General features: G+C 63.2%; 16 protein-coding genes, 1 tRNA gene and 1 pseudogene. 11 read left to right on the plus strand and 7 right to left on the minus strand.

From position 1 onward, the window contains the following. Positions 1-197: 197 nt before the first annotated feature. The 3 genes from ACZ5WT_RS04095 (at position 198) to ACZ5WT_RS04105 (ending at position 3190) form a co-directional block, all read left to right on the plus strand. On the plus strand, positions 198-1151 hold the full coding sequence (locus tag ACZ5WT_RS04095) for an acetyl-CoA carboxylase carboxyltransferase subunit alpha (protein WP_464286113.1): 954 nt from the start codon (positions 198-200) through the stop codon (positions 1149-1151). Between the two features lie 267 nt (positions 1152-1418). Continuing rightward, a complete protein-coding gene (locus ACZ5WT_RS04100) occupies positions 1419-2447 on the plus strand; it encodes a L,D-transpeptidase family protein (RefSeq protein ID WP_464286114.1) in 1029 nt (342 codons plus the stop codon). Positions 2448-2557: 110 nt separating this feature from the next. Continuing rightward, a complete protein-coding gene (locus tag ACZ5WT_RS04105; protein ID WP_464286115.1) occupies positions 2558-3190 on the plus strand; it encodes a hypothetical protein in 633 nt (210 codons plus the stop codon). A 73-nt stretch (positions 3191-3263) separates the two neighbouring features. Here ACZ5WT_RS04105 and secA read toward each other — a convergent pair whose 3' ends face one another. Next, a complete protein-coding gene (secA, locus tag ACZ5WT_RS04110) occupies positions 3264-6011 on the minus strand; it encodes a preprotein translocase subunit SecA (protein WP_464286116.1) in 2748 nt (915 codons plus the stop codon). Between the two features lie 373 nt (positions 6012-6384). On the opposite strand from secA, the gene ACZ5WT_RS04115 reads away from it, so the two are divergent. From ACZ5WT_RS04115 to ACZ5WT_RS04130, 4 genes are all read left to right on the plus strand, one after another. Further along, positions 6385-7287, plus strand: a complete 903-nt coding sequence (locus ACZ5WT_RS04115) for a peptidylprolyl isomerase (RefSeq protein ID WP_464286117.1) — start codon at positions 6385-6387, stop codon at positions 7285-7287. Between the two features lie 151 nt (positions 7288-7438). Continuing rightward, the gene (argJ, locus tag ACZ5WT_RS04120) at positions 7439-8674 is read left to right on the plus strand and encodes a bifunctional glutamate N-acetyltransferase/amino-acid acetyltransferase ArgJ (protein ID WP_464286118.1); all 1236 of its coding nucleotides are present in this window, start codon (positions 7439-7441) and stop codon (positions 8672-8674) included. Position 8675: 1 nt separating this feature from the next. Beyond that, positions 8676-9422, plus strand: coding sequence for a GNAT family N-acetyltransferase (locus ACZ5WT_RS04125; protein ID WP_464286119.1), 747 nt, complete (start codon positions 8676-8678; stop codon positions 9420-9422). Continuing rightward, positions 9419-9826: a (deoxy)nucleoside triphosphate pyrophosphohydrolase gene (locus ACZ5WT_RS04130; protein WP_464286120.1), complete on the plus strand. Its 408-nt coding sequence runs from the start codon at positions 9419-9421 to the stop codon at positions 9824-9826. The genes ACZ5WT_RS04125 and ACZ5WT_RS04130 overlap by 4 nt, the downstream gene beginning before the upstream one ends. 42 nt (positions 9827-9868) lie before the next feature. On the opposite strand, the gene ACZ5WT_RS04135 is transcribed toward ACZ5WT_RS04130, so the two are convergent. The 3 genes from ACZ5WT_RS04135 to ACZ5WT_RS04145 form a co-directional block, all read right to left on the minus strand. Beyond that, on the minus strand, positions 9869-11347 hold the full coding sequence (locus ACZ5WT_RS04135) for a M48 family metalloprotease (RefSeq protein ID WP_464286121.1): 1479 nt from the start codon (positions 11345-11347) through the stop codon (positions 9869-9871). Next, on the minus strand, positions 11344-12138 hold the full coding sequence (locus ACZ5WT_RS04140; protein ID WP_464286122.1) for a thermonuclease family protein: 795 nt from the start codon (positions 12136-12138) through the stop codon (positions 11344-11346). Before ACZ5WT_RS04140 ends, ACZ5WT_RS04135 begins: the two co-directional genes overlap by 4 nt. 99 nt (positions 12139-12237) lie before the next feature. Next, positions 12238-13167 carry a DMT family transporter gene (locus ACZ5WT_RS04145; protein WP_464286123.1) on the minus strand — a complete coding sequence of 310 codons (930 nt, stop codon included), beginning with the start codon at positions 13165-13167 and terminating at the stop codon, positions 12238-12240. A gap of 229 nt (positions 13168-13396) precedes the next feature. Between ACZ5WT_RS04145 and ACZ5WT_RS04150 the strand changes: the two genes are divergently transcribed. Continuing rightward, positions 13397-14386: a TIM44-like domain-containing protein gene (locus tag ACZ5WT_RS04150; protein WP_464286124.1), complete on the plus strand. Its 990-nt coding sequence runs from the start codon at positions 13397-13399 to the stop codon at positions 14384-14386. 141 nt (positions 14387-14527) lie between these two features. Further along, positions 14528-14604: transfer RNA gene (locus tag ACZ5WT_RS04155), tRNA-Arg, on the plus strand. A gap of 47 nt (positions 14605-14651) precedes the next feature. Here ACZ5WT_RS04155 and ACZ5WT_RS04160 read toward each other — a convergent pair. The 3 genes and pseudogenes from ACZ5WT_RS04160 to ACZ5WT_RS04170 all read right to left on the minus strand — a co-directional run. Further along, entirely contained in the window at positions 14652-14777 is a 126-nt protein-coding gene (locus ACZ5WT_RS04160; protein ID WP_464286125.1) for a hypothetical protein, read from the minus strand. Positions 14778-14805: 28 nt separating this feature from the next. Further along, complete coding sequence (locus ACZ5WT_RS04165; protein WP_464286126.1) at positions 14806-15048, minus strand: helix-turn-helix domain-containing protein; 243 nt, start codon at positions 15046-15048, stop codon at positions 14806-14808. 49 nt (positions 15049-15097) lie between these two features. Further along, positions 15098-15265 (minus strand): annotated as a pseudogene (locus tag ACZ5WT_RS04170) (plasmid stabilization protein); the annotation flags it as partial. Between the two features lie 257 nt (positions 15266-15522). Here ACZ5WT_RS04170 and ACZ5WT_RS04175 point away from each other — a divergent pair. Both ACZ5WT_RS04175 and ACZ5WT_RS04180 read left to right on the plus strand, forming a co-directional pair. Further along, positions 15523-15735 (plus strand): hypothetical protein, encoded by a 213-nt coding sequence (locus ACZ5WT_RS04175; RefSeq protein WP_464286127.1) that lies wholly within the window; start codon positions 15523-15525, stop codon positions 15733-15735. An 84-nt stretch (positions 15736-15819) separates the two neighbouring features. Further along, positions 15820-16881 carry a DUF389 domain-containing protein gene (locus ACZ5WT_RS04180; RefSeq protein ID WP_464286128.1) on the plus strand — a complete coding sequence of 354 codons (1062 nt, stop codon included), beginning with the start codon at positions 15820-15822 and terminating at the stop codon, positions 16879-16881. The last annotated feature ends 2 nt before the right edge of the window (positions 16882-16883 follow it).

Here is a 16883-nt window from a genome sequence, read left to right on the forward strand (position 1 = left end):
GCTTTGCTGCCTCATAACCGCACAGATTGCCCCTCAAGTCTTGACTCGGCATTGCGCCATCGTCACTTTCCGGCCACTTTAGGGCGCAACAGCAGCGGCCAGATTACGCAAGGCGCGGAAACAACTTTTCGCGACAACGAAACCAGTGGGTCGGCCGTTTGGAATACCAAGCGCGCGGGCCCGAGCAGGCGGGTGGGATGCAGTCTTATTTGGATTTCGAAAAGCCGGTGGCCGATCTTGAAGGCAAGATCGCCGAACTCAAGGCGATGGCAGCAACCGATCATGCCGTGTCCATCGACGAAGAGGTCAACCGGCTCTCCAGCCGCGCCGACGAGGCGCTGGTGGAAATCTACAAGCGCCTGACCCCGTGGCAGAAGACGCAGGTGGCACGCCACCCGCAGCGTCCGCATTTCTCGGACTATGTCAGCAAGCTGATCACCGAATGGACGCCGCTGGCCGGTGACCGCAAATATCGAGAAGATCCGGCCCTGCAAGCCGGCTTCGGCCGCTTCAACGGGCAATCGGTCGCCATTCTGGGCCAGGAAAAGGGCAATTCTACCGAGACCCGCCTCAAGCACAATTTCGGCATGGCGAGCCCGGAAGGCTATCGCAAGGCCGTGCGGGTCATGGAAATGGCCGACCGCTTCAATGTTCCGCTGATCTCGTTCGTCGATACCGCCGGCGCCTATCCCGGCATCGGCGCCGAGGAGCGCGGCCAGGCTGAAGCCATCGCCCGTTCAACCGAAAAGTGCCTTGAACTGGGCGTGCCCAACATCGCCATCGTCATCGGCGAAGGCGGCTCGGGTGGCGCAATCGCCATCGCCGTGGCCAACCGCGTGATCATGCTCGAGAACTCGATTTATTCGGTAATTTCGCCCGAAGCAGGTGCCTCGATCCTGTTCCGCGACGCCGCGCGCGCGCAGGACATGGCGACGGCCCAGAAGATAACCGCGCAGGACCTGCTTGGCCTTGGCGTGATCGACTCCATCATCGCCGAACCGGCCGGCGGCGCCCATCGCCACCATGACGTGATCATGGATTCGACGCGCAATGTCATTGCCGGCTTCCTCGCAGAATTCGCCGGCAAGGGCCGCCTGGAAACGCGCGAGCACCGTCGCGAAAAGTTCCTCGCCATCGGCACGACGCTCTAGGCGCCAAACCGGACCAAACTCGGCATTATTCCCGCGCAAGTGAGAATCTCCCTCATCAAAAGATGGGGGATTCCCGTCTGCGCGGGAATGGCGTTTTGATGGACCGGATGCGCGCCACAACAATCCCCACACATCTGCGTGATTTTTGCCCGCTATCTCGGCTTTTTGCGCCGTGGTAAGGCTTCCTTCACCAGCAAAACTCATGCTGCGGTAACCAAACGGCCCTATGGGTCACCGCTCCAATTCTCGTCTTTCGGGCCGCAAATCGTGACCGCTACTCTGCTTCGCAAACTGTGTTCGGCTGTGATCCTGGTGTGGGTTGCTTTCGGCCTTGCCGCCTGTGGCGGCTTCCTGCCCAAGTCGAGCGACAATCGTCACAACCAGCCCCTGTCGGGCGTGACCCAGGCGGGCCTGCGCAACATGGGATCCTCGCCCGGGGAAGCCATGGTGATCCGCATCTTCAAGCAGGAGCAGGCGCTGGAAGTGTGGAAGCGCACCAATACCGGCCAGTTCCGTCTGTTCAAGACCTATGAGATTTGCGCCTATTCGGGCGACCTTGGTCCCAAGATCCGCGAAGGCGACCGCCAGAGCCCAGAGGGCTTCTATACGATCACGCCCGGCCTGATGAATCCCAAGTCGAGCTATTACCTCTCGTTCAACACCGGCTTTCCCAACAAGTTCGACCGCGCCCATGGCCGGACCGGCAGCGACCTGATGGTGCATGGCGACTGCTCGTCGCGCGGCTGCTACGCCATGACCGACGAGGGCATTGCCGAAATCTATTCGCTGGCGCGCGAAACCTTCAAGGGCGGCAATCCGAGCTTCCAGCTGCAGATCTTTCCGTTCCGCATGACCGCCGGAAACTTGGCCAAGCATGCCGGCAGCGAGCACATCGGCTTCTGGAAGAACATCAAGACCGGCTATGACCTGTTCGAAGTGAGCAAGGCGCCCCCGGCCTGGGACGTGTGCGAACGCCGCTACATCTTCAACGCCAGCGGCGGCGGCGCGCTCAACCCCATGGGGGCCTGCCCGGCTGTGACGCTGACCGCCGATCAGGCAGCCCAGCAGAAGGCTGACGAGATCGCATATGCCGCCGCCGTCGAGAGCGAAGCGCAGAAGGCTACCCGGCTAGCGGCCGACGCTGAACGCGCCGCCCGCGAGGCTGCGGCCGCCAAGGAGCGGGGACAAGCCATCTCCGGCTTCATTGGAGGCCTCTTCGGCGGCAAGGACGCCAATGTCGCGCCCGTAATGTCTGGCCAGCCCGCTCCTACACCGCAGCCGGCCCTGCAGCGCTGAGACGGCCGCGCCGCCTGAAGGATTTAGACGGGGTTAGCTGGCGACCACCCTATTGAGGGCGTATTCTGCGGCGATCTGCTAGGCTGGCATCCAGGATGGAGACGAGCGCCTTGGAAGATTCGGTAACCGTGGACATCAAACCGGACCCCCGGCCAGCGCCCGCCAATGCGTCCGCGCGCATGCCTATGGGCACGGTGCTGAGCATTGTTGTCGGGCTGGTGGGTGTCGCCGCTCTCGCCAGCAGTGCCTGGGTGTTCACCCAGACCCAGCGCGACATCAACCGGCTTTCCACCGACATCGCGCAGTTCCGCCTGAGCCTCGAACTGTTCGGCCGCCAGCTGGGCACGCCCTCGGGCACCGACGACGCGAGCCTGCAGGATCTCTCCAACCGTATCGCGATCCTGGAAGACAATTGGCGCAATGCGCCCCCGAGCGCGGCAACGGCCGCGCTCCCCGCCCCGGCCGCGGCACAAGCCAACACCCAACCCAGTGCCAATCTGGGTGACTGCCTGCCCACCGGCACACGCTTCCTCGTGACAGCGGGCGACCGCTACCCCATCTGCGGCGTGGCCGGGAGCGTAGAGATCGGCTCGGTGGACAACGGCTTCATTTCGCTCGCGGATGGCACGGTGATCGCCTCCGGCGGCAATATCGGCCTGCCGGGCACCGCCTGCATGATCGGCGTGGTGTCGGCCGGCGAAGACGCCATGACGGGCTATGCCGAGATCAAGGTGACCTGCTAAGGCCAGCACGCCATCGCACAGGCAAAAAAAGGCCCGGATCATTCCGGGCCTTTCTTTTTGGGATCAACGGTGCCTAGAAGGCGCCATGGCAGTGCTTGAACTTCTTGCCCGAGCCGCATGGGCAGGGCGCGTTGCGCGACACGCCAACCAGCAGGGCCGGGTCGATCGGCTTGAGCGATGGATCACCACCGGTGGCGCCCAGCGCTCCTGCATTGCTCGCATCGCCCTCGTCGGCATCATTCTCGCCGGTGAGCGGATCGATATGAGTTTGCTGCAGGCGGCTGAGGTCGGGCATCGGCGGCGCCACCGGGCGCGGCTGCAGCTCGACATGGCTGAGCTGGGTGGTCACCAGCTCGCGCAGGTTGACCAGCAGACTCTGGAACAGCTCGTAGGCTTCCTGCTTGTATTCGTTCAGCGGATCGCGCTGGGCAACGCCGCGCCAGCCGACCACCTTGGAGAGGTGATCGAGCGTAACCAGGTGCTCGCGCCAGAGCCCATCGATCGACTGCAGCAGGATCGACTTCTCGACCTGACGCATGATGGTGGGGTTCGGCGAACCGGCAGCGGCCATGGCGGCGATGGTGCGCTCTTCCTTGGCCCTGGCCTGCTCGTCGACCGCGGCAATCAGCCGCTCGGTCACGATCTCGGCGTCGATGCCTTCCTCGGCCGCCCAATCCTTGATCGGAATTTCGATGTTAAGGTAGGTCTTGGCCGCAGCTTCGAGCTGCTCGACATTCCACTGCTCCGGATAGGAGCGTGGCGGAATGGCCTTGTTGATGATGTTCTCGACGACATCGTGGCGCATGTCGATGACGGTCTCGCTGACGTCTTCAGCGTCCATCATTTCCAGACGCTGTTCGAAGATCACCTTGCGCTGATCGTTCATCACGTCGTCGTATTTCAGGATGTTCTTGCGGATATCGAAGTTGCGCGCTTCGACCTTGCCCTGAGCGCGTTCGATCGCCTTGGTGACCCACGGATGGGTGATCGACTCGCCCTGTTCCAGCCCCAGCTTGCCGAGCATGGAATCCATGCTGTCGACCGGGAAGATGCGCATCAGGTCGTCCTGAAGGCTTAGGAAGAAGGCCGAATGGCCCGGGTCGCCCTGACGGCCGGAACGGCCGCGCAACTGGTTGTCGATGCGGCGGCTTTCGTGGCGCTCGGTGCCGATGACCATCAGGCCGCCTGCAGCCAATGCCTTGGCCTTGTCTTCGGCGATGGTGCGCTTGATCTCTTCGATCTTGGCTTCGCGCTCCGCGCCCTCGAGGCCTGCGGCTTCCTTCTGGACGCGCATTTCGAGGTTGCCGCCCAGCTGAATGTCGGTACCACGGCCAGCCATGTTGGTGGCGATGGTGATCGCACCCGGCAGGCCGGCGTCGGCGACGATGAAGGCTTCCTGCTCGTGGTGACGGGCATTGAGCACGTTCATCTGGCCAACGTTCTTGGCCCGCAGCAGTTCGGCCAGCATTTCCGACTTTTCAATCGAAGTGGTGCCCACCAGCACGGGCTGACCGCGCTCCTGGCACTGCTTGATGATGTCGGCAATGGCGTCGAACTTTTCGGCGGCGGTGCGGTAGATCGCATCTTCGTCGTCGATACGCTGCACCGGCACGTTGGTCGGCACGGTGACGACTTCGAGCTTGTAGATGTCGGCGAATTCTTCGGCTTCCGTCGCTGCCGTACCGGTCATGCCGGCCAGCTTCTTGTAGAGGCGGAAGTAGTTCTGGAAGGTGATCGACGCTAGCGTCTGGTTTTCCGGCTGGATCTTGACCCGTTCCTTGGCTTCCAGCGCCTGGTGCAGGCCTTCCGAATAGCGGCGGCCCGGCATCATGCGACCAGAGAACTCGTCGATGATCACGACTTCGTCGTTGCGGACGATGTAATCCTTGTCGCGGCGGAAAAGCTTGTGGGCGCGCAGCGCCGAGTTGGCGTGGTGCACCAGCGCGACGTTTTCCACGTCGTAGAGCGAACCGGTCTTGAGCAGGCCCTCTTCGGCGAGCTTGGCTTCGAGCTTTTCGATACCCTGATCGGTGAAGGTTGCGGAGCGGTGCTTTTCCTCGAGTTCGAAGTCGCCTTCCTCGATGATCGGCATCAGCGCGTCGATCTTCATGTAGAGATCGGAGCGGTCGTCGGACGGACCCGAAATGATCAACGGCGTGCGGGCCTCGTCGATCAGGATCGAGTCGACTTCGTCGACGATTGCGAAAGCATGACCGCGCTGCGCCATCTGGGCGCGCGTATACTTCATGTTGTCGCGGAGATAATCGAAGCCGAATTCGTTGTTGGTGCCGTAGGTGATGTCCGCGGCGTAGGCAGCCTTGCGCTCTTCGTCGTTGAGGCCATGGACGATGATGCCATAGCTCATGCCGAGGAAGTTGTAGATCTGGCCCATCCAGCCGGCGTCGCGACGCGCCAGGTAGTCGTTCACCGTGACGACGTGCACGCCCTCGCCCGTAAGGGCATTGAGGTAGACGGCCAGCGTTGCCACCAGCGTCTTGCCTTCACCGGTGCGCATCTCGGCGATCGAGCGATCGTTCAGCACCATGCCGCCGATGAGCTGCACATCGAAGTGACGCATGCCCAATACGCGCTTTGACGCTTCACGCACCGTCGCGAAGGCGGGAACGATCAGGTCATCGAGGGGCGTGCCCTTGGCCAGCTGCGCCTTGAACTCGGCGGTCTTGGCCCGCAGCTGCTCGTCGCTGAGCTTTTCGTACTCGGCTTCCAGCGCGTTGATCTGGGCTACCTTGCCCTGGAACCGCTTGACATGCCTGTCGGACGGAGACCCGAAGATCCGCCGGGCTAGCGCAGCAAGTGCCATATGTCAGGTCCTTTTATTATCATCGCGCCGGTTGGGAGTGCGGATAGGCCCGTTCGGCCGCAGCGAGGCGATGAGAAAGCCTTTCCGGCTTTGAATTTCTGATGTTCCGCCATGCGGAGGAAAAGCGGGTGAGATGTAAGAGCGCACCCTTGTCTTGTCAACGTTGCAGAAATCAGCGACATCTGCCTGCCCCCGGCCGCAGCGTGTGGTTGCGAGGGCTGGTTGTTCACGCAATGCGGCGCGGCACATTTTGGCCGCGATGACGTGTGAGGCAGGCCCCCGATCGCGGTGCCAGACCGTACCACGGCGTGCACGATGCCGACCACCAACGAGCCAGGACGCCCAAAACGCGCCTGCCAAGGAGACCGTCCTGATGATTTTATCCCCCTCGCGCCTTGCCCGGACTGTGAGTGTCGTCGCACTCATGCTGACCGCTGGTGCCATTGCCCCGGTGGTCGCGCAGGATGCAGCGCCGGCCGTTGAAGAAGTAACCATCTCTCCCGATACCGTCGTTGCCACCGTTGGCGGCGAGCCGATCACCGAAGCCGACCTCAGCTTTGCCGCCGAAGACCTGACCCAGGAACTTCAGCAGATGCCTCCCGAACAGCGCAAGCCGTTCCTGCTGCGCGTGCTGATCGACATGAAGGTGATGGCCAAGGCTGGCCAGGATGCCGGCATGGCCGACACCCCGCTGTTCCAGCAGCGCCTGAATTACCTGAAGGACCGCGCCCTGCGTCGCGCCTTCTTCGCCGAGACCATTGGCGGTGCTGTGACGGAAGCCGCCGTGCGCGCCGACTATGACAAGTTCGTTGCCGACTTCGTGCCGGCCGACGAAATCCGCGCCAGCCACATCCTGGTTCCCACCGAAGAGGAAGCCAAGGCCGTCAAGACCCAGCTCGATGGCGGCGCCGATTTCGCTACCGTCGCCAAGGAAAAGTCGATCGATCCGGGTGCTGCCAATGGCGGCGATCTCGGCTTCTTCAGCAAGGGCATGATGGTTGCCCCGTTCGAGGCTGTGGCTTTTGCCATGACCGAGCCGGGCCAGATTTCCGACCCCGTTGAGTCCCAGTTCGGCTGGCACGTCATCAAGCTTGAAGAAAAGCGCAAGTCGACCCCGCCGGCTTTCGAGCAGGTCGCCGGTCAGTTGCAGCAGCAGTTGCTGATGCGCACCTTTGACGAGACGGTCGAGAAGCTGATGGACGGCGTGACTGTCGACATCCCCGACGCCGCCCTCAAGGCAGCCGTCGACGCCCAGTCCGAGACTGGCGCCCAGTAAGCCCAAATACGGTCCGGGGGCCATGAGCCCCTGGACCACCCGGCGCGCCTGTTGGCTCGCCCGCAAATCCCCGGCCCGCGCCTTTTCGACGGCCTTGCGAACCGCAGGAGTTTAAGGCACATCCGAACAACCAAGTTCGGAGTTTCACGCCATGGCTGCCATCCCGGTTTCACCCCTCGCTCCCAAATCCTATCCGGATCTGCCGGCCATTGCGGGCGTGCGCTTTGCCACGGCCGAAGCCGGGATCAAGTACAAGAACCGCACTGACGTGCTGCTGATGGCATTTGACGAAGGCACCACGGCCGCTGGCGTCGTGACCAAGTCCAAGTGCTCCTCCGCTGCCGTCGACTGGTGCAAGGCCAACCTGCCGGGCGGCGTGGCGCGCGGGCTGGTGGTCAATTCGGGCAATGCCAATGCCTTTACCGGCCTCAAGGGCAAGCAGAGCGTCGCGCTGACCGCAGATATCGCCGCCAGGGCCCTGGGCTGTTCGCCGAGCGAAATCTTCCTCGCCTCGACCGGCGTCATCGGCGAACCGCTGGATGCAGCCAAGTTCGATGGCGTGCTCGACAACCTGGCGACGCGCCTCGTCGATCAGCCCTGGATGGACCCGGCCAAGGCCATCATGACCACCGACACGTTTGCAAAGCTCAGCGGCGCCGTGGTCGATCTTGACGGCACCGAGGTCAAGATCAACGGCATTGCCAAGGGCTCGGGCATGATTGCTCCCGACATGGCGACCATGCTGAGCTTTGTCGTCACGGACATGCCCATCGCCGCCCCAGTACTGCAGGCATTGCTGACCCGGCACGTGCAGACCAGCTTCAATGCCATCACCGTCGACAGCGACACCTCGACTTCCGACACCCTGCTCGCCTTTGCCACCGGCAAGGTCGCCGTTGACCCAATCACCAGCCTCGATGATCCGCGCGCCGAGATCTTTGGCGAAGCGCTGCGCGATGTGCTGTTCGATCTCGCCATCCAGGTGGTGCGCGACGGCGAAGGCGCCACCAAGCAGGTTTCCATCAATGTCGAGGGCGCGACGTCTGACGCTTCGGCCTTCCGCATTGCCAAGGCGATCGCCGACAGCCCGCTGGTCAAGACCGCCATTGCCGGCGAAGACGCCAATTGGGGCCGCGTGGTGATGGCCGTGGGCAAGGCGGGTGAACCCGCCGACCGCGACCGCCTCGCCATCCGCTTCGGGGACCTGCTGGTCGCCAAGGACGGCGAGCGCGCTGCCGTCTATGACGAAGCAGCGACATCGGCCTACATGAAGGGCGAAGACCTCGAACTGACCGTCTCGCTCGGCCTCGGCGAGGGCAAGGCCACGGTCTATACCTGCGACCTCACCCATGGCTACATCACCATCAATGGCGACTATCGGAGCTGAGATGGCATTTCCGGACGTCGAAGCGTTTGAGCGGGCGGGCCTAGAGGCCTGGCCCGGCATTGAAGTCAAATGGGATGGAAACTGGGTGCGCCGCGCCGCAGGCGGCTACACCAAGCGCGCCAATTCCACACAATGCTTTGACCCGGATGACTTCGAAGACGCCGATATCCGGGTCATTTCGGCCAGCACCTGGATGGTCATTCGCGGCATCAAGCCGGTGTTTCGCATCACGCCCCTGTCGAGCCCGGAGTTGAACGCGACGCTCGATGAGTCAGGCTGGCGCCATATCGAAGACAGTCAGCTGCTGGCCATGGAACTGGGTGAGCACGAGGCCGACAAGGAAGCCGAATTCCTCCCCGTGCTTGACCCAAAGTTTCTCGCGGCGGCGCAGAAACTGCAGGGCTACGACGACGCAACCATGACGGGGCTCAAGAACCTCCTCGGTGCCCTCAAAGTGCCCGCGACCGGCGTGGTGCTGGCGCGCGATGGTGAGCCCGTCGCGTCGTCGATCATGTCTATCGCCAATGGAATCGTCATCACCGGCAATGTTGTGACCGATGGCACTCGCCGTCGTCAGGGGCTCGGCGCGGCGATGATGCGCTCTGGCCTCGCCTGGGCCAAACGCGAAGGCGCGAAGTTTGCCGCGCTCAATGTCGGGGCCGACAATGTGGCCGCACAGGCACTCTATTCCTCGCTCGGCTATCAATACCAATACGACTATTCCTATCGCATTCCGGGACAAGCATGAGCCAGAACAAGTTGCTTCTCGTCGTTGCTTGCGCCTTGGTCGATGCCGACCGGCGCGTGCTGATCGCCCAGCGCCCCGAGGGAAAATCCCTGGCCGGGCTGTGGGAGTTTCCTGGCGGCAAGGTCGAGCCCGGGGAAAGCCCTGAGGACGCGCTCATCCGCGAACTGGAAGAAGAACTTGGTGTCTCCACCAAGACCGCATGCCTGGCCCCGGCATCCTTTGCCAGCCACGCCTATGAGGGCTTTCATCTGCTGATGCCGCTATATGTCTGCCGGAAGTGGCAGGGCGAACCCCAGCTGCGCGAACATCAGGCGCTGAAATGGGTGCGACCACAAAATCTGCGCGACTATCCCATGCCGCCCGCGGATGAACCGCTCATCGCAGCCTTGTGCGACCTGCTCTAGCAATGGAGATGTCGGGCAGGCATCAGGCCTGCCCGCGAAAGACTACTGAAGCACGACCATCTTGTACTTCTCGCCCGGGACCACCGCGTCGCCGGGATAGAGGTCGTTGATGATGTAGAAAAGCTCGGCGCCGCGATCAAATCCGGCCATCTGCCGGGCGAGAGAGGTTGCCGTATCGCCTGCCTTGGTGGTGATGATCCGCACCGACACCTTGCGCACCTGGTTGAGGTCGGACGCATCGGTGCGGCGGAAGCTCTTGAGAGTTGCTTCTGCACCCTGCGCAAAGCGCGCGCTGTCGGACTTGGCGGCGAAGATGAAGCGATAGACCTGCCCATCAAGCCGCATCACCGAGACCCGGAAGAACCACTGGTCGGTCTGCGCCACGCCCGACGCCATCTCGATGCCGTTGAAGCTCTGGCTCTTGACGCTGTCGGCCTTGAGCCCGGCGATCCAGCCCGACTTGAGATAATCGGTCAGCGCGACGTTGGACTGCACATCGGCGCTGTCGAAACGCACCGCCTCGCCATCGCCGGCCACGCCCACCACCGCACTTTGCGAATTCTGCAGGCTATAGCCGTTCGGCACCGTGAAGGTGAATTTGGAGGCGGGGTGAATAAAGCGCCGTCCGACGATGGAGCCCTGCGCCGGGCTGTCACCGAAGGTCAGGCCAGAGATCGAGGCGAGGTAGCCATCGCGATCGGTCTCGCCCAGAGCGGTCTGGCCGAACATGGTGCGCGCGGTATCGAGCGCCTTCTGGATACGGGCCGGCGTCGTCGGATGCGACGACAGGAACCCTTCGCCCCCGTTGGTACCGGCCGAGAAGCTGGCGAAACGGCTCATGACGCCGAGAAAGCGCGCGGCGGCCTGCGGATCGTAACCGCCCTTGCCGGCAAACTTGATGCCCTCGCGGTCAGCTTCCAGTTCCTGGTTCTGGCTGAAGGCGGCCATCGACTGGCGCGTACGGTTGGCCGTGGCGTCAGTTGACGTATCGCCACCAAAGACGCCGGTAATGACGCGATCGACGATCTCGGTCGTGCGGGTGCGATCGGTACGCGCGCGCGCATGGCGCAGCGTCACGTGCGCAATTTCGTGCGCCAGCACGGCGGCCAGTTCGCTCGTGTCGGAGGCAAGCGCGAGAATGCCGCGCGTCACATAAATATAGCCGCCCGGCAGCGCGAAGGCGTTGACCTCGGAACTGTCGAGAATGGTGACCTGGAACTGGGCATTGGGCTGGTTGGCAGCGGCGAGCAGGCGCCCGACGATGCGTGCGACCATGATTTCGGCCGGGCGGTCGGAATAGACCCCGCCATAGGCCGCAACAATACGCGGATGCTCGCGCCGGCCGATCACTACGTCATCGGGATCCGTGCCCTGCGGCACCACGGTGGGCGCCCGGTTGTCACCGATCTGGCTGACGGCAATGTTGGAGCCGGTCAGACTCGTGCAGGCGCTCAGCGCCAGCAACGAAGCTGCCAGCACGCCGATACGCATTCCCTTGGCGATCTGCCCCTTGCCAATCATCGTGTCGCCAGAACCTCGATCTGTTCGGGATGGGTCACTTCGATGCGCGGACCATCCCGATCGTCCACCCATCCACGGATACGCACCAGCGCATTGGTCAGCACCAGCGGATCAAACTCGGCCTTGGCGAATACGCGCAGGGCCGACGCCTCGATCACAGCGGTGAAGTCTTCTTTCCAGAACCGGCCGAAATTGAGATAGACCCGCCCGCCGCTTTTCTCGGCGAGCAGAATTCTGCCTTCGACAAGTTCATAATGGCCGGCCCGGACGAGGAGGTCGCCGGGCGCGTCCGCCGCACGAACGCTGTAATAGGGATCGCCCCAGATGCCAAGCCCGGCGAGGCGCGCGCGCCCTTCTGCAGCAAACAACAATTCGAGACAGGCGCGATTATCGGGGAACGAATAGACCCGTGCCAGTCCCTTGGCGATCATGGCCTGCTGAGCCCAGATCGCCCCCGCCTCGTCCTCGACAAAGACATGGGCCAGAACCCGCCCGTAGCGATCCATTTCCTCGCCGCCAAAGCCCAGCCGCACCGGCTTGTTGAGGGCCAGCGCCTCAAGCGCGGCCTTGGCCTCGGGCGCCAGCGGCCAGGTTTCAAAATCGGGGCGATCCAGCGGCAGCTTGGGAGCCTGGGTGCCGATCATTCGCACCACGCGCCCATCGGCCAGCACCACGGTATCTCCGTCCGTGACCGACGTGACGAGGCCCCCGTCGGCCATGCGCAATTGCTCGCAGGCCATTGCGGCAACCGACACCGAAGACAGCGAAGCAAGCGTGGCAAGACGAACCAAACTAGACTTGAACACAGGGCGCCCCGGAAAGACTTCGTTCACCATGCATCCAAATACGGCAAAAAATCATGAACAACCCGGCAGTTGCACGATTTGCCGCTAACTGCTCGCCTTGCGCGTCCGCAGCGCCACCATCACGCCCGCAACGGCGATGATGGCCATCCCGGCGAGGCCGAGCTGATCGGGCAATTGACCGAAGACCAGCCAGCCCAGAATGCCGGCCCAGAGAAGGTGCATATAGGCCATGGGCGCCAGCACCGAGGCCTGCGCATAGCGGTTGGCCGCCGTGAAGCAATAGTGACCGAGCCCGGCCGTCACCCCGAGGCTGACAAACAGGCCAAGCTCAAGCGCGCTTGGCACCGAGCCAAACCAGTACCATGGCATGGCTAGCCCGAAGCAGATCGCCCCCACCAGCGCCGAGTAAAACAGCAGCGCCAGCGTCTTTTCAGTGCGCGCCAGCACCCGCGACAACAGATAATAGGCGACCGTGGCAACCACGTTGCACAGGGCGAACACCACGCCTGCCGGATCGAGCCCGGCCCCCGGCCGTGCGATCAGGAGAACGCCGGTGAACCCGGCCAGAGCGGCCAGCCACCCCAGCAGGCCGATATTTTCGCCCAAAACCGGCCGGGCCAGCAGCACGACCAAGATCGGCGCGAGATAGATGATCGACGTGGTCTCGGCGATCGGCATGCGCTGCAGCGCCAGCCCCGCAAATAGCGACCCCACCACAAGGGCCAGGCCGCGCACCACCACCAGCACCGGGCGCCTAGTGACCAACATGTCCTTGCTGTGGGCGGCGCCGAGAAAAACCAGCATCAGCAGCGTGTGGTTGATGTAGCGAATGGCCGCCACCAGCGGCACGTCATAGGAGGCCACCAGGTATTTGTTGGTGGCGTCGTTGATGGCAAAGAGCGCCGTCGCGCCCAGCAGCAGCAGCACGCCGAGCAGGGGGCGGTGCTCCGTCCGCACCACCGGCGGCGGCACAGCCGTTTCCTCAACGATCGCGGCAGTAGCCGTTTCGCTCATCTCAACTCCAGGGATGCAGGGGCGCGACGAATCAGCGCGCAAGACAGGACGGCAAATGGAGGCCGCAGCAAAAGCCTAGCCCAAACCGGCCGACGCCGGAACATGGCTTTCGTCCACGCGAGACCCTGCGCATATCAGCCGCGCAAAAAACGCACGCCCGCCACTAATAATCCGGCGCGGCCTGCCCTATATCGGCCCCGCACTCTATTTGAACACAGGCCTGATATTCATGTTTGCTTCCCGGGGCTTCCGGCTCGCCAGCCTTTTCGCCTGCATTGTCGTGGCATTCTCAGTGGTTTCAGTGGACGAGGCACAGGCGCGCAAGGGCGGTAGCTTCGGCAATCGAGGCACCCGCACGTTCCAGACCGCACCGACCACCAACACTGCCCCCGCGCCCACCGCTCCCGTGCAGCGCACCACCGCACCCAACAACGCCTCGACCAATCCCGGCGCTGCAACGGCGCAGCAGCGCGGCGGCTTCATGGGCGGCTTCGGCGGCGCCATGCTGCGCGGCGTGATGCTGGGCGGCCTGCTCGGCCTGCTGTTCGGCGGCGGCTTTGGCGGACTTGCGGGCATGTTCGGCATGTTGGTCCAGGTCGCCCTGATCGGCGGAGCGATTTACCTCGTGATGCGCATGATGAAGTCGCGCTCACCGGCCCAGCCGGCCATGGCCGGCGCCAATGCGGGTGGCATGAACCGGACGGCGCACGAACCTGCCTCCAATAACAATCCGCTCGGCGGACTTGGCGGCAGCTTTGGTGGCCTTGGTGGTTTCGGCGGCAAGCCGCGCGCCCGCTCGGCCGAAGACTCCAATGACCTCGGCCTGGGCCTTGAAGACCTGCAGGTCTTCGAGCGCATGCTGACCGACGTGCAGGCCGCATTCTCGCGCGAGGATCGCGTCGCACTGAGCCAGCTCGCAACGGCCGAAGTCGTCTCCTACCTGGGCGAAGAACTCGACGACAACGCCGCGCGCGGCCTGCGCAACGACGTCTCCGACGTCCGCCTGCTGCAGGGCGACCTTGCCGAAAGCTGGCGCGAGGGCAGCTCGGAATACGCCACCGTCGCGATGCGCTACTCGGCCATCGACATCAACCGTGACCGCACGACCGGCGCCGTTATCGAAGGCAATGCCGAGATCCCAAGCGAATCCACCGAACTGTGGACCTTCGTGCGCCTGCGCGGCGGCGACTGGCAGCTTTCGGCCATCCAGGAAGCCTAGGCTTCCAGCACCAAGGGCACTCGAAGGGCACGGCTCGCCAGCCGTGCCCTTTTGTCTGTCGGCAACCGGCATGCACAGGGCCAAGCTGTTGGACGCGTAAAGGGTTTCGCTGGCCCCGCACATTTGCTATCCACGCCCTGTGGTCTCGTAGCTCAGCAGGATAGAGCACCGGATTCCTAATCCGGGGGTCATGGGTTCGAATCCCGTCGAGATCACCACTTTGTATTACGCTGGATTGGCTGATGGGGATCTACCGGGATCTACCCTAGAAAGCGGCGGACCCCATCGCGGCCATGGATATGAAGAACAGGGCGCCCAGCACCCATAGGAAAGCCGCGAACAAAAAGAACGGTTCGATAAATTCCATCCCGGTGTGTTCCAAGTCGGACATTTTTTCCTCCTGCTTCCTGCTTTGACCTTTAGATGTTTCTGACCACCTGCGATGACGGGGGATGCGCTTCCAGTCTTTCGAGCGCGATGCCGTAGTTTTGCGCCACTGCCAGATCGAAGTCGTGGTCAGGGCTGGTCATTTCATACGCGTAGACCTGATCGCGGGTCAGTCCGGCCTCGCTGGCAAAGGCTTCGATATCCATGCCAAGCGCGAGGCGGCGATTGTGATCGCCTTTGGGCTCTCGCATGGCGGGGTCAATTGGATACACCATGATAATCTCTCCATCCTGACAGGGCAGCGACCTACTTCTTGCTGGCCTTGCGCCCCGAGCCCGACTTCTGGCCACCGCCATCCTGCTTGTTGACGGTGGCCCAGGCGCGCCGCTCCGCCTCATCGGAAGACACGCCGCGACTTTCGTAGCTATCCTCGATGTGCTCGGCCCTGCGCTTTTGCTTGTCTGTGTAGGCCGATTTGTCGCCTTGGGGCATGCTCGCCTCCTGTTGCCGCCCCACATAGGTCCGTGAAGTAAACTCCTCACCGCGGCCGCAGTTGCACCGCCGGGAGGGCAGGCCCTGTTCACATTTTTCGGCCGTCGCAACCGTTCGTGCGGACCGCCGTTACAATACGTTCCGCAAACGCGGACGATTTGAGGAGAAGTGCAATGAATGTCAGATCAGTTCTGTCTGTCGCTGCCATCGTGTCTTCAATGGCATTTTCTGGCTACGCCTTTGCGCAAGAGGAGCACATGATCAGTGGCAAAGCGGTGCCGGCGGATCAGGTGACCGAGGTTCAGGCCAAATGCGATGAACTCAGGAAGGCGGAACCGGCGGCTGCAGCTGCCCCCGCCGCAACGCCATCGACCACCGCAGGGTGGATGGAAGACGGATCCAAGATCGATGTCACCAAGCTCACCGTCGCCCTTTGCGACGAAGGCAAGTTCATGGCCTCGGCCATGTAGGCTTGGCGCCCCGCCCGTTCCGGACGGGGCGCAGGCCTCCCGAATGCCTGCAATACGAAATGGTTATTGGGAGCGGCGTTTTGAATGGTCGACGAACCTAACAAGACCCAGGCTCGCTGGAGTTTGACCGGCGCCCGCATGAGCGAAGTGCGGGCCGAAGTCTGGGGCAACGCGCAGGTTACCCCGGGCTATCTGCTGATGAACGCCGCGGCGACACTGATCGCTGGCTTTGGCCTGTTCCAGAACTCGCCCGCGGTCATTATCGGTGCCATGCTCATCGCCATGCTGATGGGGCCGATCCTGGGGATTGCCCTGTCCCTGGCCGAAGCCGATATCGAGGGCTTCTGGAAAGCCTTTCGCAGCGAGTTGATCGGGGTGATCCTGGTGATGAGCTGCGCTGCCGCGGTTGGCCTGTTGTTTCGCAATTTGCCGATCGGCAGCGAGATCCTCGGCCGGACCCAGCCGACCATCCTCGATCTCTGCGTGGCCCTCGCGGGCGGTGCGGCCGCGGGATACGCGTCGGTTTCCAAGCGCCTAAGCGGCGCCATGGTGGGCATCGCCATTTCGACCGCGCTTGTGCCGCCACTGACCTCATGCGCCGTGCTCGCCGTGCGCGGCTTGAGCGGACCCGCCGTGGGGGCATTTCTCAACTTCCTCACCAACTTTGTCGCCATCGCTCTCGCTGCCATGGTGGTGTTCCTGGTGGCCGGATTTCGGCCGGCACCCTATCGAGAGGTCCGCCGCTATGGCCTGGTGCTGATCGGGGCGGTTTACCTGATCATCGGAGCGCTGCTGGCCTCCTATCTCTATGGTTCCTTCCGCTCCACTTTTGGCCTTGAAGAGCTCCGGCTGGGCGTTCACCGAGTCCTGGAAGATCAACTCCGGCAGTATCCCGGCGCCCGCCTGGTAAACGTGACCATCGACCCGGCGCAGGATCACCCCAAGGCCTGGGTCGTGGTGCGCACCCCCCAGGCGCTCTCGCCCGAACAGACCGGACAACTGCAGACGGCACTGAACGCAGCCGTGGGGCAGGAGCTGGAGCTGCATATCCGCTCGGTGATCACGGTCGAAACCACGCCGGACGGATACGTCTATTCAACGCTCCCCCAGTTCGCCGATGACCAGACCGTCGATCTCACGCAATAGCG

The organism is Devosia sp. T2-14 (assembly GCF_055397495.1).

Excerpts from the sequence above, each read along its gene's own strand:
- ACZ5WT_RS04095 (WP_464286113.1), top strand. The coding sequence starts at position 198 with ATGCAGTCTTATTTGGATTTCGAAAAGCCGGTGGCCGATCTTGAAGGC.
- ACZ5WT_RS04175 (WP_464286127.1), top strand. The coding sequence starts at position 15,523 with ATGATCAGTGGCAAAGCGGTGCCGGCGGATCAGGTGACCGAGGTTCAG.
- ACZ5WT_RS04115 (WP_464286117.1), top strand. The coding sequence starts at position 6,385 with ATGATTTTATCCCCCTCGCGCCTTGCCCGGACTGTGAGTGTCGTCGCA.
- ACZ5WT_RS04150 (WP_464286124.1), top strand. The coding sequence starts at position 13,397 with ATGTTTGCTTCCCGGGGCTTCCGGCTCGCCAGCCTTTTCGCCTGCATT.
- secA (WP_464286116.1), bottom strand. The coding sequence starts at position 6,011 with ATGGCACTTGCTGCGCTAGCCCGGCGGATCTTCGGGTCTCCGTCCGAC.
- ACZ5WT_RS04125 (WP_464286119.1), top strand. The coding sequence starts at position 8,676 with ATGGCATTTCCGGACGTCGAAGCGTTTGAGCGGGCGGGCCTAGAGGCC.
- ACZ5WT_RS04165 (WP_464286126.1), bottom strand. The coding sequence starts at position 15,048 with ATGGTGTATCCAATTGACCCCGCCATGCGAGAGCCCAAAGGCGATCAC.
- argJ (WP_464286118.1), top strand. The coding sequence starts at position 7,439 with ATGGCTGCCATCCCGGTTTCACCCCTCGCTCCCAAATCCTATCCGGAT.
- ACZ5WT_RS04130 (WP_464286120.1), top strand. The coding sequence starts at position 9,419 with ATGAGCCAGAACAAGTTGCTTCTCGTCGTTGCTTGCGCCTTGGTCGAT.
- ACZ5WT_RS04160 (WP_464286125.1), bottom strand. The coding sequence starts at position 14,777 with ATGTCCGACTTGGAACACACCGGGATGGAATTTATCGAACCGTTCTTT.
- ACZ5WT_RS04180 (WP_464286128.1), top strand. The coding sequence starts at position 15,820 with ATGGTCGACGAACCTAACAAGACCCAGGCTCGCTGGAGTTTGACCGGC.
- ACZ5WT_RS04145 (WP_464286123.1), bottom strand. The coding sequence starts at position 13,167 with ATGAGCGAAACGGCTACTGCCGCGATCGTTGAGGAAACGGCTGTGCCG.
- ACZ5WT_RS04135 (WP_464286121.1), bottom strand. The coding sequence starts at position 11,347 with ATGATTGGCAAGGGGCAGATCGCCAAGGGAATGCGTATCGGCGTGCTG.